The following is a 22,716-nucleotide window of genomic DNA, read 5'->3' as shown; positions in this document are numbered from 1 at the left end:
ATCCTGCTTCGATGAGATGGTGGTCAGTGTGCGTCGAATCAAACGCGTTCGAGCAGTTGTGCTCGCCCGCACGGCAAGCTCATTGCAACTCGGCAATCGCTTCGATGGTTCCGTCGAGGGTCCGCAATTGCTCGTCGACGAGTTTGCGGACCTCCTTGGCTGACAGCCCAGCCTGCAGGGCTTCGGTCAGCACCGCCGACAAGCGTTCAGCGAGAATCGATCGTCGCTGTTTTCGGCAACGCTCGACGGCGCCCTTGCAAACCACAACGCCGCGTCCACGAAGCGTTTCGATCACGCCCTCGGATTGCAGGTCCTGGAACGCCCGAGCCACCGTGTTCGGGTTGACAGCCAATTGCTGGCTGAGTTGCCGAACGCTGGGAAGAAGTTGCCCCGGACGCAAGGTTTGCTCCGCGACGGCGAATTTCACTTGGCGAACGATCTGAGAATAGATCGGAACGCCGTTGGAAGGGTCGACTGTAAAGAACATGTTCGCACCGATGCCCAAAGCTGGTTAACTGGTGTACTGGTTAAACGGTACAGCAGGTAGGTGGTGGGGTCAAGCGATTTCTTCGAAGTTTTTTTCGCCGGACAACCCGGAGGCCAGGTTGTACCTGGCGGCCACGCCGATGCTTTGGAACAAAGCGAGGCGAGAAGCAGTCTTGACGCGAGTGCAATGTTAACCATCCAGCCACCACCGCCAGGTGGAACCTGGCCTGCTGGTTTGGAAGCGTAGGTCAGGTTGTACCTGACGCTCAAGCCGATGCTTTGGAACAAAGCGAGGCGGAAAGCAGTCTTGGCGCGAGTGCAAAGCTAACCGTCCAGCAACCTCCGCCAGGTGGAACCTGGTCTACTTTGCTTGGGAGCGTGAGTCACCGCGTAGGTCAGGTTGTACCTGACGCTCGAGCCGATGCTTTGGAACAAAGCGAGGCAAGCACGAGCCTTCACCAGAGTAGAACAATTGCCCCCAATTGTTCCGCCGCGAAGGATGACATCGTGGGACCACACCCCACTTCGAAGATTCACCGCGTTCGCTTCGCGTGACTCGATGCTTCCATCCCTGACACGCAAACAGTTGGGGACAACTGTTCTACTCTGTTGCTTTGGAGAAAAACGCAGGACGTTGCTCGATTCTTCGTAGCCGGATTCGCCAGAATTCGGATCTAAACGACTCGCAAAATCCGACAACTTGGTGACTCCGAATTCTGGCGAATCCGGCTACTACGACGACGAGGGCATGGCACCCTACCCTTGCGTCAAAACCATGATGCGGATGGGGTGCTCGGGATCGTCGTCCATTTCCACCGTGTGCTCGGTGTAGTCCCATGGTTTGTCTTTCACCCACTGAGAAAACTCCGTCGCAATCAATCGCTGAGGGTCACTCAAGATCAGCTGCCCATCCTCCGTCAAATGCTCCGCGGCCGATTGCAATAGCTCCGGCCACAGCGTTCTCAAATAGGTAACGTCACTTCCTAAGATGAATGGGAACTTCTTCGGGGCCAGTGAATCCTCGCCCAGCCGGAAGACTTGCACGTCCGCATGCAAACCCAATCGAGACAAACTGAGTCGCACCAATTGCAGCGGGTCTTCCACGCCATCGGTCAATGTCACGCGAGCCCCACGCAGCAGGGCGGCGATGCCCGCGTGCCCCGTTCCGCAGCCAACTTCCAGGACGTCTTGATTGTGAATGGGAACTCGATCCAAAAATCGATCCAACCCCGAGGCCGCTCGCCATGTCGTCGCCCAAAAAGGATCGATCACGCCTTCTTCGCCAGCGTCTTGTCGCTCGCACGCTTCGATCAGCATCGCGTCCGGATCCGAAGCCACTGCCAAAGGTCGCTCCTGGCCGGCGATCAAGGTGTCTTCCCAATGCCAAGCGAATGAGAGTGAATCGGCCATGCTGAATTGTGTTTGCGAAAGTTCGAATGAAAAGAGAAGTGTTTTGTCGCCCGTACGATGGTCTTCCAAGACCGTCGCGTTCGACATGGGCGTTCTGGAAGATCGACTTGCGGAATGTGCAGGACGGTCTTGGAAGACCATCCTACGGAAACGCTGTCAAGCGAGATCAACTGCGGTGAAGCAGTTCTGCGGCGTCAGCGGCGAAGTAAGTCAGCACGCCATCGGCACCGGCACGTTTGAACGAAAGCAAGCTTTCCAAAATCACTGCGTCACCGCTCAACCATCCGGCGTCGGCGGCACCACGCAGCATCGCGTATTCGCCGCTGACCTGATAAGCAAACGTTGGCACGCCAAAGGTTTGCTTCACGCGAGCGACGATGTCCAAGTATGGCATCCCCGGTTTCACCATCACGCTATCGGCGCCCTCAGCCAAGTCCAATGCAACTTCCGCGATCGCTTCATCCGACTGGGACGGTGATTGCTGGTAGGTCTTCTTGTCCGCCGCACCAAGATTGGCCGCGGATCCGACCGCGTCTCGGAACGGCCCATAGAACGCGCTAGCGTACTTGGCCGCATACGACATGATCTGAACGCCCGAATGCCCGGCACCATCCAGAGCCGATCGGATTGCTCCAATGCGACCATCCATCATGTCACTCGGCGCGATGACGTCGCAGCCAGCCGAGGCTTGCACGATCGCTTGCTTGCACAGCACATCCACGGTCTCGTCGTTGATGACTTGCCCATCTTGAACCAGCCCGTCCTGCCCGTGGCTGCTGTAGGGGTCCAAGGCGACATCCAAGATCACCCCCAGCGAATCGCCCACCGCATCCTTGATTTGCCGCGTGACCCGGCAAACCAGATTGTCCGAGTTGTACGCTTCGGCTGCGTCTTCCGATTTGAGTTTCGGGTCGGTGGCGGGAAACAAGGCGATCGCGGGAATCCCCAGGTCAACGGCGCGTTTGGCCGCCGCGACAATTTCGGATTCCCCCAGCCGATTCACGCCGGGCAGCGATCCGACCGGCTGCTGGCCCGATCCATCCATCACGAAAAGTGGCCAGATCAGATCGTCCACCGACAAGGTCGTTTCCCGGACGAGACGGCGAGACCAATCCGTCGCCCGAACGCGACGCAATCGGGTGGCGGGGAAAGCGGCACGGGGAGCGGGAGAGCCGGAGAATTGGGACAAAACGAACACCCATAGAATCGATAGAGGAACAGCGGCGGACGTGATCTTTGGACACTCGTCCGCTGCGAGATGTTTCCATTTTGCGTCACAGAACGTGCCAAGCCTACCCGGCCGTTCTGCTAAACTAATCCCCCGCTCAATCACGTTCGGAAAGGGACGTTTTCGAATTTCACCTCGCCCCACCCACCCCACAGATTCAACGCCGATGAAATTTCGACTTTGCACTCTTCTCGCCGCTTTCGCGGTGCTCACTTCGTCCACAGTTGCCGTCGCACAAGACTCAGCCGATTCCAAACCGCTGAATGTTCTGTTGATCGACGGCCAAAACAATCACAAGTGGAAAGAGACCACGCCTCTGATCCAAGCCACGCTGGAATCAGGTGATTTCGCCAAAGTCACGGTCGCGACCGCGCCGGGCAAAGGGGAAGACAAAGCAGGATTTGCACCGAAGTTTGCCGACTACGACGTCGTGGTGTCCAACTACAACGGCGAAGCATGGTCGAGCGAAACCGAAAAGGCATTTGAGGCCTATGTCAGTGCGGGCGGCGGGTTCGTCACCGTTCACGCTGCCGACAATTCGTTCCCCAATTGGAACGCTTACAACCGCATGATCGGCCTGGGTGGCTGGGGCGGCCGAAACGAAAAAGACGGGCCGTATGTCCGTTGGAAAGAAGACCAAAAGAAATTCACCCGCGACATGTCCAAAGGAGGCGGCGGCCAGCACGGCAAACGTGTTCCTTTCATGATGGTTGTTCGCGATGCATCGCACCCCATCACCGCTGGTTTGCCAAAGTCGTTTTTGCAAGTCGCTGATGAACTGTACGGCAAACTACGTGGCCCAGCCGAAAACATGAACGTGCTGGCGACGGCTTACAGCAACCCGGCCACGGGCGGCACCGGTGAACACGAGCCCATCCTGATGACGATTGAATTTGGAAAGGGCCGAGTCTTCCACACGACGCTGGGCCACGACGTTCCCGCCATGAACGGGCTCGCGTTCCAAACATCGCTTCGCCGCGGAACTCAATGGGCCGCGACAGGTGAAGTGACTCTGCCTGCTGTATCTGCTGCGAAGATGGGCAGCGACGAAGCCGCGACGGGCGATCCGGCCAAGGCTTCCGAGGTGGAAGACAACGGACAAGCTGCCTCATCGAACAGCAACGTCAACTTCGACGCTGCTCCGGACTTGAAAGCGGACGGATGGAAGTCGTTGTTCGACGGCAAGACCCTGGACGGATGGAATCGCAAGAACGGCACCGCCAAATACCGCGTTGAGAACGGAACAATCGTCGGCACAACATCCGAAGGCAGCCCAAACTCGTTCCTGTGCAGCGACGAAAACTACGACAACTTCGAACTGACGTTCGAAGTCAACGTGGACGAAGGCCTCAACAGCGGCGTCCAAATTCGTTCGCAGTCACGCGAAAAGGGCGGACGAGTTTACGGCCCACAAGTCGAAATCGAATCGGCACCAGGTGAAGCCGGCTACATCTACTCGGAAGCCACCGGCCGAGGATGGATCACCAAAGAACAACCAATCAAAGATGCGTACAAGAACGGCAAATTCAATCGCTACTTGGTTCGTGCCCACGGCAACCGCATCCAGGTTTGGATCGGCGATCAAAAGATCAGTGACATCCAAGATCCCGAATCTTCCACCGATGGCTTCCTTGGCTTGCAGGTGCACGGCATCAAAGCTGGCACCGGTCCCTACGAAGTCAGCTGGCGTGACATCAAAATCCGCAACCTGAACTGACCCACAGTTTGCAGCACGCAAAATCGACACAGCATCGGTAGGCCAGGTTGTACCTGGCGATCAAGCCGATGCTTTGGAACAAAGCGAGACGTGAAGCCACGTATTCACGTCCATTCGCCCAACGCCCCGAAGCCGCCACCCAAGCAGTTGGCGCCGACAGTTCTAACCTGCTCCGTATGTCATGTCCCGCGCGGCCGGCTTGCGATGTGCAAAAACACCGCCACGCCGACAATCACCGCATGGAACGCCGCCAGCGACGTCAGCTGATAGCTGCCCACCTGAATCGTTTGGCCGAGATACCCGTACCCCAGCATCGTGAACATGGTTGAGAACAGTGCCGTGTTTACGATGATTGGAACCAAGAGGCGGTCGATCGTCAGCCATCCGGTGAAACGCGATGGCACAAACCAAGCTGCCGCCAACGCAACCGCGATTCCGACGGTCGCCGGGATCGCGAACTCGCGAAACAAAAATATCAGGTTGGAAACCCAAAGGGTTCCTGATCGAACGTGCCAGGTCACGGCCAGATAGACCGGACAGATCATCGCAACGCCGAAGCCGACCAGCAACGCTTGGCCATAGGTTGCATGGGTGCGAACGACATCCACCTGATAGCGTTCTTCGATCAGCGACTGAGTCTCATATGGATTCGTCATTGCTGCCCTCCGCCTCTCCGAACGCTACCGTTCCCAGCGATACCCCTGCGAGATCACTTGCCCGTTCTTCCCGTAGGTTGGCTCTTCCAAAACTATTTTGTAACCAGTCCGTTTCAAACGGTGCTGCGTCGACCATTCACGGAATCGCCACGAACTTATTTGAAGAGTTCGCACACAAAGCAAAATCACCACGCAAGCGATCAGGCAACCTACGCCGTAGACCAACCCCGGGCGGGACTCCACATTCAATCGAGTTCCCGCCGCTTTGGCCGTCAGCCCATACAGGACCAAAACCGCCGCGAGTGAGAAGTAAAGAACGGTCGCGACCACCGGATGAACCACCGCCAGATCAAACGACGCTACCACGATCGGCAAAGCGATCAGCGTGGCAAGACTGAAGCGAAACAAGAGAGGCCTCCGCGAGCAGCGACAGGTTCAGGCCGACGCCACCGGATTGGCGAAGGCTCTTGCTTCCAGTCTATCGGTTACACGCCGCGAATGTGCGACGTTCAACCTGCTTGCTGGCGCCGCTCCAACTCCTGCAACACTGCGATTCTTTGGTCGGCTTGTCGGATCAAGTTCTGAACGACCGCGATGCGGGTATCCAGATCGCCGGTCAACTCGCGTTGCAAATCGAACATGGCGACCTGCCATCGCTGCGTTTCGATCGGAGCGTCACTGAGCGGGAGAGCGGTTTTGACCTGGGAATCCAAACGCCGCTGGGTTTCGCGGCTCTCACCCCGCTGCTGAATGGCCTTCTTCTTGCGAGAAATCGTCATTCTCGCCAAAACCCAACCCAGCAGCAAAAAACCTGCGACCAACCACAGCGTCCCACGGTCAAACGAGATCGCTTCGAGAGCGTCTTCGGCGAGAAAACACGGCACTGAAAATGGATGGCGGATCATATCGTTCTCATCGTGTGATCGCCGCACTTGCGAACAACGATTCTGGCGATCCCCGTCAGCGTGATTGACGGGTGGGCCCAGTTTTGTCGATCATGGCAGCCATGACGAAAACGCCCCCCGTACAATCGAACGCCGCCGACTCGCAACAGCCTTCCGTTGCGCAGAATCGCCCGCTGACCAAACAATCGCCCATCCAGCTTTGGTACGCCTCGGCGGCCCAGGACACCCCCGGCAAAATCGAGTCGTTTTGCATGAGGTGGCTGCCGCAGGAAGAACATCAATCGGCCGCCAAATTCCGAGTCGCATCGGCACGGCACCAACACGTGATCGGCCGGGGCATGGCTCGTTTTTTGATCGCGGACACGAATACCGCCCCACATCAGATCCAATTCAGAAACCTGGATCATGGCAAACCCATCGTGGAAACACCCGAGCAATTACGTCGGCCATTCAATATCGCCCACACAAAGGGCCTGGTGATTTGCGGAATCGGAGCCGAAGCAGCGGACGAATGGCTCGGAGTCGACATCGAAGGCCTGGACCGAAAGACCGATCCCGGACTTGCCCAACGGTACTTTGCCCCAGAAGAAATTGAGCAGCTCGACCGAGTCAAGAATGACGACACGAAACAAGCTTTGTTCCTGAAAATCTGGACGCTCAAAGAAGCGTTCATCAAAGCCATCGGTACCGGTCTGAACACACCGCTGGACCAATTCGCGTTTGAGAACGCGGCCTCCAACTCACCTCGCTTGATTCTAAAAGACGAATCGCTCGCGCAAGGTCGTCATTGGCAGATCCGCAACGTGATTCCACGGCAAGGTTACATCGCCGCGGTCGCGCTCGGCACCAAAACCAGCGATATCGTTCCCAAGATCGAACTCTCCGATTTCCGAAAACGAATGCAAGACTGTTAGCTTGAGTTCGGCGAACAGCCGTGGCACCGGCATCACTCCCGCGACCAAGACACGAACTCAGCAGACTTCCACCATGGCTGGAAGCCAATTCGACCTACTTCTCAGCCATCCTACTGCTCAGCCATCTTGTCCCGAAGTTCTTGGCAGGCTTCCGAAGGGGTGCTGCACATCGTGCAGCGAGAAACGCCGTCTTCGTCAACCTTGGCATTCAAACCGCCGCACGACCCACTGATCGCTTGCCGGCCAAAGATCACTCCGACCGCCATCGCCAATAACACCGCACCAAATGTGATCCCGGTCATCAACAGCACTGGTGCCATTCGCTGAGCGAACGTTTTCGCCTCGGCCTTCTCGGACTTCTTGGCAGCGTCATCCGCGACGGAAACATCACTCGGAACATCAACATCGGCGTATTCAGCCAACTCGCCCGTCCCACTGGAGACTAAGCGGTCGCTCAATCGCTGCACGATCAACACGCTGAGGTCGTTCTCACTAGCCAAACGCATCGCTTCTTCGCGTCCGACAACATTCAGCGCCGTCGCCCAACCATCGGCCAGCATACAGCTATCCGTGATCACGCTGACTGACGCCAGTCCATTGGTGACGGGACGTCCGGTCCGTGGATCAATGGTATGAGAGTAACGCTGCTGATCGACCTCAAAGAAGTTTCGATAGTCGCCGGAGGTAGCCATCGCAGCATCACGAATTTTGTGAGCAACCATCAATTCTTGCCCACCCGCGTCGGGTCGCTGAATCCCAACCTTCCACGATTTACCCGACTTGTCGCCGGTCACACGAACCTCGCCACCAATCTCGACAAACACGTTCTCTGCATCACGACCAGCCAACAAATCAACGATCCGATCCACGCCATGCCCCTTCGCGATCGAAGAAAGATCGACACGCAAATTCGCGATGTCCTTCTTCAATGCCGGTGGATCCAAACGTGCTTCTAGATGTTGGTAGCCAACGCTCTTCTTCAGCTCATCCAACTCCGATTCGCTGGGAACATCGTTCTTGCGTTCTCCGGCACCAAAACTCCATCGATCCACCAACGGTCCTACCGTGACGTCAAACGCCCCATCAGTTTTTTCTGAAAGTTGCAATGCTGCGGCGACAACACGAGCGGTGTCGGCGCTGACGTCAAACCAATCCGTGGATTCAGACGCATTGAACTGGCTCAGTTCAGACGACTTCAAATACGTCGACATTTGATCGTTTACTAAGCGTAACTCTCGATCGATTGCCGTCTCAGTCTCAGACGCCCATTCGGGTTGCTCAGGCGGTGAGTGGACTTTGACCATGTAAGTCGTGCCCATCGTCGCACCGCGAAAGGTCAATGGATCGGCGGCATGTGCGGTCGCCGCCCAACAACACGCTGCGAGGAACCAACTTCCAAAGAAAGCGACAACGCTGGAATGAATTCTCATCGAAAGATTCGCATTGGGTTGGAGCTGGAGTCCTGAGCGAAGAATCCGTTCGGCGATCAGTCCGTGTTGCGTGAGCGGTTCTGCCAACGAGATCAGTGACCATCCCGAATGCAATCGTTTGCACTGGCAATCAGGAAGGCAACCGAAAGGGCCTCGGTTGCCGACGTGAAACCTGACAACCGAGGGCCTCGGTTGTCCACATAAATGCATCGAAACCGAGAGACTCGGACGGTGGCTCACTCGTAGGCGACTGAGGCTCTCAGTCGCATCAATCTCGTAAGCAACTGAGGCTCTCAGTTGCATTCAAACTGGACGACAACCGAGGGCCTCGGTTGCCTACGAACTCGCAACCCTCAATTGCTTTCAGATTGGTTTGCAACGGCAACCAATCACCGTCTCATCAGCCACCGAAGTCATCGTACGCGATGTTTTCGGGTTCCACACCCAAATCATCCAACATGCGGAACACAGCGGCGTTCATCATCGGTGGACCACAGATGTAGTATTCGATGTCTTCCGGTGCGGGGTGCTTGCTGAGGTAATTGTCCAACAAGACTTGGTGAATGAATCCGACGTAGCCATCCCAGTTGTCTTCCGGCTGTGGTTCGGACAACGCGATGTTGAACTTGAAGTTCGGGAAGTCCTTCTCGATCTCACGGAAGTGTTCGATGTAGAACAACTCACGTAGACTACGACCACCGTACCAGTAGCTGACCTTGCGATCCGTCTTTTGACGTTTGAACAACTCAAAGATGTGACTTCGAAGCGGTGCCATACCAGCACCACCACCGATGTAAACCATCTCTGCGTCGCTGTCCTTGATGAAGAACTCACCGTACGGACCGCTGATCGTGGCTTTGTCACCTGGTTTGAGCGAGAAGATGTAACTGCTCATCTTCCCCGGAGGAGTTCCCTCGGGTGCACGTGGCGGTGGCGAAGCGACCCGGATGTTGAGCATGATGATGCCCTTTTCGCCGGGGTAGTTGGCCATCGAATACGCCCGCACAACGGGCTCTTCCACCTTCGACACATATCGCCAAATGTTGTACTGGTCCCAATCGGGGTGATACTCTTCGGCGATGTCGAAATCTTTGTAATGGATCTCGTGAGGCGGGCATTCGATTTGAATGTAGCCACCCGCACGGAAATCGACTTCGGCGCCTTCAGGAAGCTGAAGCACGAACTCTTTGATGAACGTTGCAACGTTGTCGTTGCTCTTGACCGTGCACTCCCATTTCTGGGTGTCGAACGCTTCTGGTGGAACTTCCACGACCATGTCGGTTTTCACCGCGACTTGGCATGACAAACGTTCGCCCTCGGCGGCTTCTTTCTTGTTGATGTGACCAGCTTCGGTCGCCAACAAGTCACCGCCGCCTTCAGAAACCTTGACCTTGCACTGAGCACAGGTACCACCGCCGCCGCACGCACTGCTGACAAAGATGCCCGCATCAGCGAGAGCACCAAGCAGCTTTCCGCCGGCGGGGACGGAAATTTCTTTTTGGCCGTTGATCATGATTTTGACCGGACCGGAAGCAACCAATTGGCTCTTGGCGGCCAGAATCAGCAGCACCAATGCGATCACCACAACGGTGAACATGACGACGCCGAGAATGACGACCGTGCTGGCGGAGGCCGCAATCATCAGAGGAAGGGAGAGCATTTTAAATCAAAAGTTGAGGGGTGCACGCGAGGCGATTCAGCCTGACAGTCAAAACTCACGTCAGCCGCTGGGGCTGACAAACTCACTGATGCCAGCCAAGCGGCTGACGCACGTCTTTGCGACGGATCAGATCCGTTACAGCTGGATGCCGCTAAACGACATGAATGCCAGGGACATCAATCCAACCGTGATAAACGTGATTCCCAAACCGCGAAGTGGCGGAGGAACGTCGCTGTACTTCAATTTTTCGCGAATACCGGCCAAAGCCATGATCGCCAAAGCCCAACCGACACCACATCCGAATCCGAAGACGACCGATTCGCCGAACGGATACTCGCGTTGCTCCATGAACAGCGACGCACCCAGGATGGCACAGTTCACCGTGATCAGGGGAAGGAAGATCCCCAGGGCGTTGTAAAGGCTGGGCATGAATCGATCGAGGAACATTTCCAAGATCTGAACCATGGCGGCAATCACACCGATGTAACTGATGAACCCGAGGAAGGTCAGGTCGACCTCCGCGAAGTTGTACGTGTCAGTGCTGATCAGGTAATCATTGACCCAGGTCAACGCACCTTTCTTCAGCAACAGGCTGTAAATCAATTGGTTGGCAGGCACGGTGATGGTTTCAATCGCGATGACCGCGATGCCCAAGCCGATTGCCGTTTTGACGTTTTTACTGACAGCCAAGAAGGTGCACATTCCAAGAAAGAATGCGAGTGCAAGGTTCTCGACGAAGACCGCCTTCAAAAAGACGCTGAGGTATTGTTCGACCATGACTTAGGCCTCTTCGATTTGTTCGGGTTTGTTCAAACGAATGACCCAAATCATGAACCCGATGATGAAGAACGCACTGGGCGGCAACAGCATCAAGTTGTTCGGGTTGTACCAGCCGCCGTTGCGGTCCAGTTGAAAGAGCTCGAAGCCCAACAGCGAACCGCTGCCGAACAATTCGCGGAAGAACGCGACGACGATCAGGACCAATCCGTATCCCAGTCCGTTTCCGATTCCGTCGAGGAAGCTGATCCACACGCCATTCTTCATAGCGAAACCTTCCGCACGTCCCATGACGATACAGTTGGTGATGATCAAACCCACGAAGACCGAAAGCTGCTTGCTGATTTCGTACATGTACGCCTTCAACACTTGGTCAACGACGATCACCAACGACGCGATCACGGTCATCTGAACGATGATCCGGATGCTGCCGGGAATGTAGTGACGAATGGACGAGACCGCCGCATTGGAACACCCGGTCACCGCGATCACGGCCAGAGCCATGACGATCGAGACTTGGATGCTGGTCGTCACAGCCAGAGCACTACAAATGCCCAGGATCTGCAACGCGATTGGGTTGTTGTCGATGACAGGTCCAAACAGGACCTTGCCGACTTTGGGGGCAGCCATGGTTTACTCTCCCACCGGTTCTTTGGGACCGACGTTGTCGATGTCGTATTGTTCGACACCGCTTTCGACGGAGGATTCAGGTTGATCGGCTTCCGCGGATGCGTCACCGGTAAGTCGTTGCTTCACTTTGTCCAGAAACGGACCATATCCATTGGGACCGGCCCAGTAACGAACCAAATTGGTCACACCACGACAAGTGATCGTGGCACCGGACAACCCATCAACAGCGAACTCGTCGCCATCAGGGGCGGGCCCTTTTGCGACACGAGCGGCTGGGTTGCCATCCGTGTCGTACAGCTTGTTGCCGACCCACTGGGCCTTCCATTTCGTGTTGTCCACTTCGCCACCCAGTCCAGGTGTTTCCGCGTGCTCATAGAAAGTCAAACCAGCGATGGTTTCCAGATCGTTCTTCAAAGCCATGTAGCCATACAGCGTTGACCAAAGGCCTTTGCCGTAGACGGGCAGAACGACCATCTCGACCTTCTCGCTACCAGGCTTCTTCACGTAGTAAACGCGAGCGATCTTTTCACGACGAGGAACGCCTATGTCAAATTGAGGATCGGTGATCTCGATGCTGTCGTCTTTTTTCTTGGCAGCTTCACGAGGGTCGTACTTTTCAGCTTCCTCGCCAACGAAGTCCGTGTTGACTTCCCCGGTTTCCAGGTCAACCAGTTCTGGGCTGACCCAGGCCCACAGTGTTTCGATTTGTTCTTTGTCCAGCTCAGCGGCTGGCTTTCCAAATTCGCCCATCGACAAACCGGCCGCATCCAAAATGTTGCGTTGGCGGTCGAGAACTTTGTTTTCTTCTTGCATCGGTCGCAGGGCCACCGCGGCGGCACTGACGGCGAACGAACAGACCACGCACAGAATTGTCGCGGTCACGATCGTTTTCAAAGTGGAATCAGGCTGTGACATAGCGTGCGGCCCTCCGGCGGATGTTGAGTTGGACGACGCCCCAATCGATCAACGGTGCGAACACGTTGCCGAACAAGATCGCCAGCATGATGCCTTCTGGGAAAGCAGGGTTGATGACGCGAATCAAGACTGTCATGAACCCGATCAGGATTCCATAGATCCATTTGCCCATTTCAGTCATCGAGGCACTGACTGGGTCAGTCGCCATGAACACCAAACCAAAGGCGACTCCGCCGATGACCAGGTGCCAGTAGAACGGCACGGCGAACATGGCGTTGGTTTCACTGCCCGCAACGTTCAGCAACAAGGCGGTGCCAGTCACACCAGCGATCACGCCAGCCATGATCTTCCACGATCCGATGCCGGTGGCGATTAGGATCAAAGCACCAACCAAACAAAGCAGAGCACTGGTTTCGCCAACGCATCCTTGAATTGTTCCGATGAAGGCGCTCATCCACGTGATTGGCTCTTCGGCACCCCAGACGTACTGAACTGCACTGAGCGATCCGACGGCATCTTCGCTGGCGTTGGCCATTTGTCCGAGTGCGGTTGCACCGGAGAAGCCATCGACGGCGGTCCAGACTTTGTCACCGCTGATTTGACCAGCGTATGCGAAGTACAAGAACGCTCGCGAAGTCAGAGCGACGTTGAGGAAGTTACGTCCCGTTCCGCCAAAGACTTCCTTGGCAACGATCACCCCAAATGCGATTCCCACGGCAACCTGCCAGAGCGGAATGGAGGCGGGCAATGTGAGCGGGAATAGCAATCCGGTCACCAGAAATCCTTCGTTGATCTCGTGCCCTCGCAGAACACTGAAGACCAATTCGATGTGCCCACCGACGAACATACAAACGACATAGATCGGGATGAAAAAGATCGCCCCGTAGATGAAGTTGTCGACGTGGTTGGCTGGATCGTGTCCGAAACCGACTGCGGTGTGAACGGTGTGGTGCCAATCGAAGTCGACGTCAACGTTGGCTTCGGTCATCTTTTGGATGGCCGTGTTGGCTTGGTACCCGGTGTTCCACATGCCGAACAACGTGACCGGAATCAACGCGAAGACGACCGTGATCATCATGCGTTTCAGGTCAATGTTGTCGCGCACGTGCGTGCGTCCGTGAGCCGTCTCGCCTGGCGTGAACAAGAACGTGTCGAGAGCTTCGTACATTGGGTACGCTTTCTCGAGCAGTCCGCCTTTGGCAAAGAACGGGTGGACGCTGTCAAATGCGTCACGTAATGCTTTCATATTCCTTAACCTTCACGCTCAATGGTTGTCAGGTTTTCTCGGATCAAGGATCCATATTCGTATTTACCGGGGCACACGAACGTGCACAGGGCCAAGTCTTCTTCTTCCAGCTCCAGCACGCCGAGCTGCTGAGCCGAATCGGTGTCGCGAACAATCAAAGCTCGCAACAATTGTGTTGCCAAAATGTCCATCGGCATCACCTTTTCGTAGGTGCCCAGTGGAACCATCGCTCGTTCACTGCCGCCGGTCGACGATGTGAAATCGAACTTGCGATCCGGTGTCATCGCCGATGCAAAAATGCGGCTGACGGAGAACTTATCGAAGCCCGGTTTCTGCCAACCCAAAAATTCGCGGTGGTCGCCTTCTTCGATGACCGACACTTGATTGTCGTAGCGTCCCAGGAACTGATGAGGGGCCGTCGCGATGTGTCCGTTGAGAACCGATCCGGAGATCACACGCAACTTGACCGAGGTATCGACTTCGCCGTCAATCAACTCATCGATGCATGCACCCAGACGAGTCTCGATCAAACGAGGTTGGTTGACTTTCGGGCCCGCCAACGAAATCACTCGTCGAGTGTCGAGTTGGCCGGTCTGCAAGAAAGAACCGATGGCGATCACGTCTTGGTAACCGATGTACCAAACTGTTTTGTTAAGACTGACGGGATCCAAGTGGTGAATGTGCGTTCCTGGCAATCCGGCAGGGTGAGGTCCGGCGAAAGATGCCGACTGAACCCCCGCCACGTCGCCGCCAGGAATCGATGCCTTCTCGGCTTGGCACAGATGAACGGCACCGTCGGTCAAACGAGTCAACGCTTGAAGGCCGATCACGAATTGATCTTTTCGATCCGCCAAAACAACAGCGGGATCCGCTGCCAAAGGATTGGTATCAATCGCGGTGACAAAGATCGAATGAGGCCTCGATTCGATCGTCGGCACCTTGCCAAACGGTCGAGTCCGAAACGCTGACCACAGTCCAATTTGGACCAATCCGTCAACCAGTTTTTCGCGAGCGATTGAGATCGGATCCGATCCCGCGATTCCGTCGATGGTGGTTGTCTCGGTCGAATCATTGTCGACGTCGATCACAACCGCTTCGAACTTGCGTTTGGCACCACGAACCACATCGACAACTGTGCCGGATGCGGGAGCGGTGTAGATCACGCCGGGCGTTTTCTTGTCTTCGAAAACTGGTTGTCCCAAGACGACTCGGTCGCCGGCAGAGACCAACATCGTTGGCTTCATTCCGATGTAGTCGTCGCCCAACAGAGCCACTTGGCGAATCGCCGGGCCAGCTTCCATGTGCTGTTCGGGGCATCCCGTGATGGGCAGATCGAGACCCTTTTTGATCCGGGTCACGCTTTGAGTCGTTGCCATGAATGGGCACTTTGTGAAATTTGTAACAAAGTCGGTTCGAGCCAAAGCCCGCAGCGTTTTTCCGAAAGAAAAGGCCGGAAAAAATGTCGCGGGCCAAGCAAGTGGACACTATTGCATAGCGTTAGAAGATTGACAACGGCAGATCATCACCGTTCGTGATCGGAAATCTGCCACCTGGTTCGACCATGTCCGCCCCAGCAAATGGGGCAGACTTTGCGGGCATGATTGAGCGCACAAATGGTCGTGGGCGGGGGCTCAGTGAAGCTTGACTTCGACCGGTTCGCCGCCCACTTTTGCAGCCTTGGCAACGACCGTTTCAGGTGCGTCCTTTCCAGCTTTCACGACGAACGCTTTTCCCTTCGGAGCCCCTGGCGTGAACTTCGATCCCGCTACACGGACTGTATAGAGAACCTCGCCTGTCGATGAGTCGACCAATTGAACAACGGGATCTTCCACGTCGAAGGTCATTTCACCGAGCTGTCCCCACGAAGGTGGGTTGTAGTTGTCAAACTGCGAAATCGTCAGCGGCCAACCGGGATATTGCTTCGCCGAAGGATCGGTCACATCCACATTTCGCGGCCAACATTCCATCGTGATGTCACGAGTCTTGGTGTTGAGCCGAACGATGCCAAATCCAGCGGCACGGGTGTTCAACAAATTGCCAGCGGGTTTCTTCTCCGGATTGGCCGCGGCGTAGTTGGTGACTTTGTTGGCAAAACCATCCAACGAGTCGCCGGTGTATTCAGGAGCCCCCGGCTCGCGGTTTTCACCTGGTTCAACCGGTTCCCACCAACGCAGATACAAGTTGGCAATCGAAGGCACACAGAACGACCAAATTGAATCACGGTATTCATCGATCCCGTGATGAAAGATCGTCGCCAAGTGTTGGTCACCGGCGTAGTGAAACGCGAATGCTTTCCGAAGTGCAGCGAGGGCTCGGTTGCGTCCGGTTTGCGGCCAACCATTGGAGTCCATGTCAGCGTGCAAACGACCGTTGGCCGCTCCATGGATGTGAGCCCCACCGCAGAAAATCGTTTGCGACAAAGCGACCTTCATATCAGCATCGCTCCAATCCTTGGCCCAATCTTCGATGAAGTCCAATTGTCGCTCGCCCAACAGAACCGCGCCATCGACATCGACACTGGCAGGATCGTAGTCCGGGTTGCGGATATGGTCGGGACGAGGCCCCTGCTTTGGCACGCGACCAGCCGGGCCGGTCTTGAACTTGCGATCTTCTAGAATCGCGAAGTCAATGTTTCCCCAGTTCAAATTGGTGAAGTAGACGCCGATGCCTTGTCCGATTTTGTGCGGGTCCACCGGATCAGGCAGATGGCTGGTTTGCGCTCGCTCGACTTCTTGAACGTAAACGCCCGGTTGCGAATAGCCACCGTCAGCGGCACCGCTGAGCGTCGAGATCTTTCCGCTTTCGCCCCACAGATTGGGCTGGCCGACATCGTGATCGTCGGGCAGGCAAACCGTCGGGCGATCCTTGATGATGTCGCCAAAGTCACGGCCAAACTTCAACCAAGCGGCATAGTGACGATTGTGGTCGTAGACTTGATCCCCCGAAAAGAACAACACATCCGCGTCGACTTTGTTAACGTTGTCGATCAAATCCTGACGCGAAATGTCACCTCCGTGAGCGGGCTGAATCGAGTTGCCGGTGAACCCTGCAACGACAATCTCATCTTTGTCGATCGGATTCTTGCGAATGGTCCCTTCATAAAACGCTTCGGTACCGTGCGCGACGCGATACTTGACGGTCTTGGAATCGTCCCAGTTTTCGACTCGAAATGGCACTGTCCATCCCGCTTCGATCACATCCGACTTAGCGACCTCTGTCCACTGACCGTCCTTTTCGATTTCCAGTCGCGCGACCTTGGCATCGCTGCCCGATAGCGGATACAGCTGCGCGGTCAGCTTCAACGTTTTGTCATGAACCGTGTACAGAGCAAAGCAAATGACGTCCTTTTTCGCGACATCGGGAATGCTCAAATCCGCTCGCCGACGTCCTCCGGGTTGCGCGGACACGGATTCGGCAGTGACGAGCAGTGCCAAGCAGCACAACGCCAAAGGTTTCAATAACTTCATGACGGTTCCTAAAGGGGCAACAAGTTGTTTTTCATGAGGTGAATTCGATCGCCAACGCCGCGTGATCCGCGGATGTCGTGGCGGGTTGTTTCGATGGCTCAGCCGATTCGGCAGGCGCGGCAGATTTTTGCCCGTGCCACAGAACGACCAAATACAGAGGAATCAGAAAGTGCGGCGCACGCAACACCGCCTCGTGGAGGAATTGGTCCGCGCCCCAGTAGTTTAGACTCATCGACATGCCCGCGACGGGTCGAGCGGCGGCCGTCAAGAATCCCCAAACGGTCGCGTACCCGGCCGCCCAAATCCTTAGTGCCGGAACGAAGATCGCAAAACAGACCGCGAAATCCAACACGCCGGCGGTTCGCAACATCGTGTTCGCGGTTTCATATTCGACGCCCAGCGAAACCGAAATCATTCCGTAAAAAGTCGACGGGGTTGGCCACCATCCAATCGCATAACAACCATGGCCAGCAAATGTCATGATCATTGCAACCATCGCCGCAACCATCGTCACTCGATGGCGGGCACCAAACTTCAGCGCCAACACCAACAAAACCGGAGCTAACATTTGACCGCCGTGCTCCACAAACATCGGCAACTGTCGCTGGGCACCGACGTATTTCGCATAACTCAAAACGGTCAACAATCCGCAACCGCCGACCAAGGCGATCATTTGGAATTTGGATTGACGCCGAACGGTCAGGGTCAAAATGGTGCAACCAACATACAACCACGTGATTCGCGACAGCCAAGTCTGCAGCCAACCATCGTCCGCTCCCGTGCCCACAAACTCGTCCCAGCTCACACCCAACCATTCGGCGAACTCATACGTCGCGTCCTGCCAAAGCAGCACCCCGTAAGGAGCTTCCCAATAGTAATGCACCCAAGCCCAACCGGCGAAACACAGAAACGCTGATAGGCGAAGGATCATCACCAATCCAAAATCGTTCGCGGCCCCCTCGACGGCGTCTTCGCTGGCCTCGTGCTGAGCGGACCGAAGTTTCTCTTCTGCAGCGGTTTCAGGTGGGCTGTTCTTCATCGGCGAGTTGCCAAGAAAGGCTGTTCAGGTGGGAGTCGTTGAATCACTTCGTGGAATCAACGAGGAGGGATCAACAGTGTAACCCGTCCTCTGCCACCTGCCAAAACCATGGTGCAATCCAGCCCCAGTTTTGAGATTCCCCAATTTTTTGATTACTGGGAGGTTATCCCAACGTCATCGTCTCGATGCGTTCTTGCGGCGGTGGCGGAGCCTGAGATTCCTTGGCCGCGCGTCGCTCATCTTGGGTTGTCACACGTCTCACAACCCACCAAAGAAACAATGTCATGACGAGAATAGATACAATCGCAAACGCACCTTCGAACAACAGGGAACGACGAAGCTCCGCGACCGGACCGAGCACTTCTGAGAGCCGATACTGGACCAACACAAGCAAATCGGTTTGCTCGACCGAAGACAACGGCAACTGCCCACCCGATACGACATCTTCGCCATGATCGTCCGCAACCTCCGCCGCACCAGCGGCCTTGGTTGGCCGTGGCAGAGTGACCGGTTCCATTGCCGCGATCCACTCACCACCAAAACCGTTCCCCTCCGATGCGAGGGCCATCGGGTCGCGATATCCAACATCACCACCTTCGAGCAACCGGTCCATCGTCGCCCCGTCGACTTGATAGCTCTTGTCCGAAACGGTCTGGCCTTCTTCTCGCAACTGATCCATGAGCGGATGCTGCAACACGGTCCCGCGAAGATCACCTTCGCGAGCCTCCACCAACACCGCCACTTGACTGGGATTGGCCGCGTCCGATTCATTGCCAGAACGCGAACGCTGCAACAATTGAAAATCACCGAGATTGATGGTCGCGACAAAGACCGCGTCCGGATCTCGGTCGGGTGTCTCGCGACGACCACTGACGATCACACCGCTTTCTTCTAACCAAAGTGGAGTGCTGATTGCGACCTTCCACATTTTGGTCGCCGTACTTTGAAACGCTGAACTCAAGTGGGTGTGGCGAAGCGGCGACACCGAATCCATCGGAATCGTCGATGGGTAATCATCTTTGCGTCCGGTGAAATAAGTTCGGTACGCAAAGTTTCGACCCACGCTGTTTTGAGCCCTCGGAACCGATTTCCCGTAAACGATCGTCATGATCGTTCCCGCACCATCGGTCACGAACATCGTCGCCAATCGCTGACGAGGCTTGCCCGGTTCGGAAGGCTGGCGATATTGAGCCAATCGCTCCGACAAGTACTCATCCAGCCGCAACTGCGCCGGATGTTCCAACAAGATGTCCCGGGCGGCGAGAGCGTCTTCACGAACAAGCGCATCGACCGGCGTCGAAGAAGACGCGATGCGGTCCAAAACAGGCTTGGACGTTTCGCCTTGAATCAAATCAGCCAGCAACGTTTCAAACGTTTCCCGTTGGGCCTCTTCGTGCACCAAGTCGAAGTAGCGTTGTATCTCGGTTTCGAGCGTCTGGGCGGCCAACCGGGCCGCGAATTGGTTGCTTCCAAACGCCTCGGTCCGCAATTCGCGAGTCGCCGTCCGAGTCGCTAAATCAATGCTGCGAGCACCAAAGAAGCAGGTCGCCAACAACAGCAAAAGCGGGCCAACAATTCCCAACAACATCAATGGCCGCCGCGAACGCGTTTTGTCGCGGACGGTCAAATCATCCAAGATCTGCTGAACGTTGCTGTACCGAGATTCAGGATCAACTTCCAAGCAACGCTGCATGATCTTTCGCAATGATCGATCAATGTCACGTCGCGACAATTGCTCGGACGCCGGGGGCGCCAAAGCGATTGCTTCGCGATACCGAGCCAACCGGCCCGGCAGCGATCCCGCCGTATCCAATTGCGACAACAACGCCTGATCACGATGCGGTGCCGACCCCGCCAACATTCGAAACAAGATCGCTCCCGCCGCGTAAACATCCCACCGCGCATCGGGCGACGATTGGAAATCGGCTTGCTCAGGAGCCATGTAAAACAGCGTTCCCATCGCCGGCGTCTGATCGTGCGACATTCGGCTTTGGCCAAAATCAGCCAAGCGAGGTTCGTTGTCCGCAGCCAAAAGTATGTTGGCGGGTTTGATGTCGCAGTGCAGGACACCTTTACCGTGACAATGATTCAGGCCGATCAAGATTTTACGGAACAAGTCGACCGCTTCCGCGACAGGCAACCGTCCACGCTTGACCAACATGTCCTCCAGTGAACCACCTTCGATCAATTCCATCACGTAGTAAGGCGGATCGGCATCCCAGCCGACCTCGAGCACTTGCACCACGTGTCGGTCAGCTGACAACTGAACCAAGTTCTTCACTTCACGAGAAAGCAAAGACCAGTTCACACCACCACGGTGCAAATAGAACTTCACCGCCACGCCGCGACCGGTGTTGATGTCACGACCGACCCAAACCTGCCCAAACGCGCCCGATCCCAGAAAACGCTGCAGGCGGACACCGGGAACTTCCGCGGGCGGCATCGTCGCACCCAACGACAAACGACGCGCGGCCGCCTGACCACCGATCGTTTGCGACTCGGTCATCGGCTCCCGCGAAGCCTCGGGTTGACGAGGTGGTTCCGAATCGGGAGACGGTGGCGGCATGTTCACCCGTTTGTGACCTGAGAAGAAGTACGATTTTTCGCGGCGTCGATCAGCTTTTCTAGACCGTCACGCAGCGGCGTGAGTTCGCGGCCCAGAATCTTTTTCATCTTAGTGATATCTGGACAACGTCGTGTCATGTCGCCTTCGGGTAGCGGCGGTAAATGCACCACCTTGGACGAACTGCCCGTCATTTCGATCACCGTTTCCGCCAGCGATTTAATCGTCATTTCAATGTCGCTGCCGATGTTGATCGTTTCGCAAGCCCAACTCGGATCATCCAACACTCGAGTCGTCGTGTCGAGGTTGTCATCAACAAAGCAAAACGTTCGCGTCTGCATTCCGTCGCCATAGACCGGGATGTCCTCACCCGCCAGCGCCGCGGCGATGAACTTTGGAACGACGAAGTCGGTGGTTTGCTTTGGCCCGTATGTGTTGAAGAAACGGAAAACGTTGAACTGCAATCCAAACTCTTGGTGATACGACCGAAAGTAAGACTCGCCCAAGTTCTTAATGATCGCATAAGGCAATCGCGAATTCAGCGGCGTTGTTTGTTCGTGCTGAGGCATTTCCACCGGTTCGCCATACACCTCGCTGCTGCTGGCATAGAAAACTCGACCGACGCCGGTGTTCTTCGAAAGCGACAACACGTTTCGAATCCCATTGATGTCTTCCAACACCGCAACGGGATTGGCCAGCGTACGCTGTACTCCAACCAACGCCGCATAGTGAAAGACCGCATCAAACCGCGTTGCCGTCATGATCGGCGACAAATCGTCCATCCGGTTCACATCGGCCTTGATGAACCGAACGTTCTCGGCGGACGCGGGTGGCAATTTAGATCGATCGCCGGTGACCAAATTGTCCACCACGACGACTTCGTTGTCAGGCGACTGGGCCAAACGGCACGCCAGCGATCCGCCCACGTTACCGGCACCGCCGGTGATCAAGATTTTTCGTTGCGACTGCGTCATGTTGCTGATCAAAGAGAAGAGAAACTCACCCGCCAATCATAGCTTTTTGATGCCTTCCCCGCGACGCGTGACGAACGAAGCCTCAGAGTCGAACAATTGTCTCCATTGTTCCGTCAGGCCAATCTCCAACACCAAGCCATCCCCTTCGCCAACTTCACTCGCGATCGCGTCAGGCTGCTCGGTAGCCGGAAGCATTGCGAGCGGAAACCGCGGCCAACGCCGATCGGCTCATACAGGCGGAACCGTCACCCCAGATCTCACGCCCCGTACGATGGACTTCCAAGTCCGTCGACCCACCAGAGCAGAACGATTGTCTCCATTCTTCCGTCAGGCCAATCTCCAACACCAAGCCATCCCCTTCGCCAACTTCACATGCGATCACGTTAGGCTGCTCGGTGGCCGGAAGCGTTGCGAGCGGCAACCGCGGCTAACGCCGATCGGCTCACACAGGCGGAACCGTCACCCCGGATCTCACGCCCCGTACGATGGACTTCCAAGTCCGTCGACCCACCAGAATAGAACAATTGTCTCCATTGTTCCGTCAGGCCAGTCTCCAACACCAAGCCATCCCCCTCGCCAACTTCACTCGCGATCGCATCAGGCTGCTCGGTAGCCGGAAACGCTGCGAGCGGCAACCGCGGCTAACGCCGATCGGCTCACACAAGCGGAACGGTCACTCCAGATCTCACGCCCCGTACG

Annotated in this window: 20 protein-coding genes; 2 read left to right on the top strand and 18 right to left on the bottom strand. The window is 56.0% G+C overall.

The window, feature by feature from the left end:
* Positions 1-79 precede the first annotated feature (79 nt).
* From RB_RS03640 to hemB, 3 genes are all read right to left on the bottom strand, one after another.
* On the bottom strand, positions 80-487 hold the full coding sequence (locus RB_RS03640; RefSeq protein ID WP_011118554.1) for a GntR family transcriptional regulator: 408 nt from the start codon (positions 485-487) through the stop codon (positions 80-82).
* Between the two features lie 755 nt (positions 488-1,242).
* Entirely contained in the window at positions 1,243-1,983 is a 741-nt protein-coding gene (locus RB_RS03635) for a class I SAM-dependent methyltransferase (RefSeq protein WP_164921458.1), read from the bottom strand.
* Positions 1,984-2,062: 79 nt separating this feature from the next.
* The gene (hemB, locus tag RB_RS03630) at positions 2,063-3,094 is read right to left on the bottom strand and encodes a porphobilinogen synthase (protein WP_164921457.1); all 1,032 of its coding nucleotides are present in this window, start codon (positions 3,092-3,094) and stop codon (positions 2,063-2,065) included.
* Between the two features lie 196 nt (positions 3,095-3,290).
* Between hemB and RB_RS03625 the strand changes: the two genes are divergently transcribed.
* A complete protein-coding gene (locus tag RB_RS03625; protein WP_164921456.1) occupies positions 3,291-4,841 on the top strand; it encodes a family 16 glycoside hydrolase in 1,551 nt (516 codons plus the stop codon).
* Positions 4,842-5,020: 179 nt separating this feature from the next.
* On the opposite strand, the gene RB_RS03620 is transcribed toward RB_RS03625, so the two are convergent.
* The 3 genes from RB_RS03620 to RB_RS03610 all read right to left on the bottom strand — a co-directional run bounded on the left by RB_RS03620 (position 5,021) and on the right by RB_RS03610 (position 6,402).
* A complete protein-coding gene (locus RB_RS03620) occupies positions 5,021-5,497 on the bottom strand; it encodes a hypothetical protein (protein ID WP_011118548.1) in 477 nt (158 codons plus the stop codon).
* 24 nt (positions 5,498-5,521) lie between these two features.
* Entirely contained in the window at positions 5,522-5,905 is a 384-nt protein-coding gene (locus RB_RS03615; protein WP_011118547.1) for a hypothetical protein, read from the bottom strand.
* Positions 5,906-6,006: 101 nt separating this feature from the next.
* Positions 6,007-6,402, bottom strand: a complete 396-nt coding sequence (locus RB_RS03610; RefSeq protein ID WP_011118546.1) for a hypothetical protein — start codon at positions 6,400-6,402, stop codon at positions 6,007-6,009.
* A 101-nt stretch (positions 6,403-6,503) separates the two neighbouring features.
* Here RB_RS03610 and RB_RS03605 point away from each other — a divergent pair, with 101 nt between their 5' ends.
* On the top strand, positions 6,504-7,316 hold the full coding sequence (locus RB_RS03605) for a 4'-phosphopantetheinyl transferase family protein (RefSeq protein WP_231846180.1): 813 nt from the start codon (positions 6,504-6,506) through the stop codon (positions 7,314-7,316).
* A 110-nt stretch (positions 7,317-7,426) separates the two neighbouring features.
* Here RB_RS03605 and RB_RS03600 read toward each other — a convergent pair whose 3' ends face one another.
* The 12 genes from RB_RS03600 to RB_RS03545 form a co-directional block, all read right to left on the bottom strand.
* Complete coding sequence (locus tag RB_RS03600; protein ID WP_390174941.1) at positions 7,427-8,860, bottom strand: FAD:protein FMN transferase; 1,434 nt, start codon at positions 8,858-8,860, stop codon at positions 7,427-7,429.
* Positions 8,861-9,146: 286 nt separating this feature from the next.
* Positions 9,147-10,406, bottom strand: coding sequence for an NADH:ubiquinone reductase (Na(+)-transporting) subunit F (gene nqrF, locus RB_RS03595; protein ID WP_007337386.1), 1,260 nt, complete (start codon positions 10,404-10,406; stop codon positions 9,147-9,149).
* Positions 10,407-10,541: 135 nt separating this feature from the next.
* Complete coding sequence (nqrE, locus tag RB_RS03590; RefSeq protein ID WP_007328966.1) at positions 10,542-11,183, bottom strand: NADH:ubiquinone reductase (Na(+)-transporting) subunit E; 642 nt, start codon at positions 11,181-11,183, stop codon at positions 10,542-10,544.
* Between the two features lie 3 nt (positions 11,184-11,186).
* On the bottom strand, positions 11,187-11,813 hold the full coding sequence (locus tag RB_RS03585; protein WP_007328967.1) for an NADH:ubiquinone reductase (Na(+)-transporting) subunit D: 627 nt from the start codon (positions 11,811-11,813) through the stop codon (positions 11,187-11,189).
* Between the two features lie 3 nt (positions 11,814-11,816).
* A complete protein-coding gene (locus RB_RS03580) occupies positions 11,817-12,728 on the bottom strand; it encodes a Na(+)-translocating NADH-quinone reductase subunit C (RefSeq protein WP_007333689.1) in 912 nt (303 codons plus the stop codon).
* The gene (locus RB_RS03575; RefSeq protein WP_007337389.1) at positions 12,715-13,974 is read right to left on the bottom strand and encodes an NADH:ubiquinone reductase (Na(+)-transporting) subunit B; all 1,260 of its coding nucleotides are present in this window, start codon (positions 13,972-13,974) and stop codon (positions 12,715-12,717) included. The genes RB_RS03580 and RB_RS03575 overlap by 14 nt, the downstream gene beginning before the upstream one ends.
* A gap of 5 nt (positions 13,975-13,979) precedes the next feature.
* Complete coding sequence (locus RB_RS03570; protein ID WP_164921455.1) at positions 13,980-15,350, bottom strand: Na(+)-translocating NADH-quinone reductase subunit A; 1,371 nt, start codon at positions 15,348-15,350, stop codon at positions 13,980-13,982.
* Between the two features lie 255 nt (positions 15,351-15,605).
* On the bottom strand, positions 15,606-17,441 hold the full coding sequence (locus RB_RS03565) for a hypothetical protein (RefSeq protein ID WP_011118540.1): 1,836 nt from the start codon (positions 17,439-17,441) through the stop codon (positions 15,606-15,608).
* A gap of 31 nt (positions 17,442-17,472) precedes the next feature.
* Positions 17,473-18,480 (bottom strand): hypothetical protein, encoded by a 1,008-nt coding sequence (locus RB_RS03560; RefSeq protein WP_164921454.1) that lies wholly within the window; start codon positions 18,478-18,480, stop codon positions 17,473-17,475.
* 163 nt (positions 18,481-18,643) lie between these two features.
* Positions 18,644-21,052, bottom strand: a complete 2,409-nt coding sequence (locus RB_RS03555; protein WP_007337392.1) for a serine/threonine-protein kinase — start codon at positions 21,050-21,052, stop codon at positions 18,644-18,646.
* Positions 21,049-22,053 carry an NAD-dependent epimerase/dehydratase family protein gene (locus RB_RS03550; protein WP_011118537.1) on the bottom strand — a complete coding sequence of 335 codons (1,005 nt, stop codon included), beginning with the start codon at positions 22,051-22,053 and terminating at the stop codon, positions 21,049-21,051. Before RB_RS03550 ends, RB_RS03555 begins: the two co-directional genes overlap by 4 nt.
* Before the next feature lie 133 nt (positions 22,054-22,186).
* Positions 22,187-22,399: a hypothetical protein gene (locus RB_RS03545; protein ID WP_164921249.1), complete on the bottom strand. Its 213-nt coding sequence runs from the start codon at positions 22,397-22,399 to the stop codon at positions 22,187-22,189.
* Positions 22,400-22,716: the final 317 nt, after the last annotated feature.

The sequence above is a fragment of the Rhodopirellula baltica SH 1 genome (genome assembly GCF_000196115.1).
GTDB lineage: Bacteria > Planctomycetota > Planctomycetia > Pirellulales > Pirellulaceae > Rhodopirellula > Rhodopirellula baltica.
The sequence above is the reverse complement of the archived record's forward strand: the minus strand, read 5'-3'. Positions and strand labels throughout refer to the sequence as shown.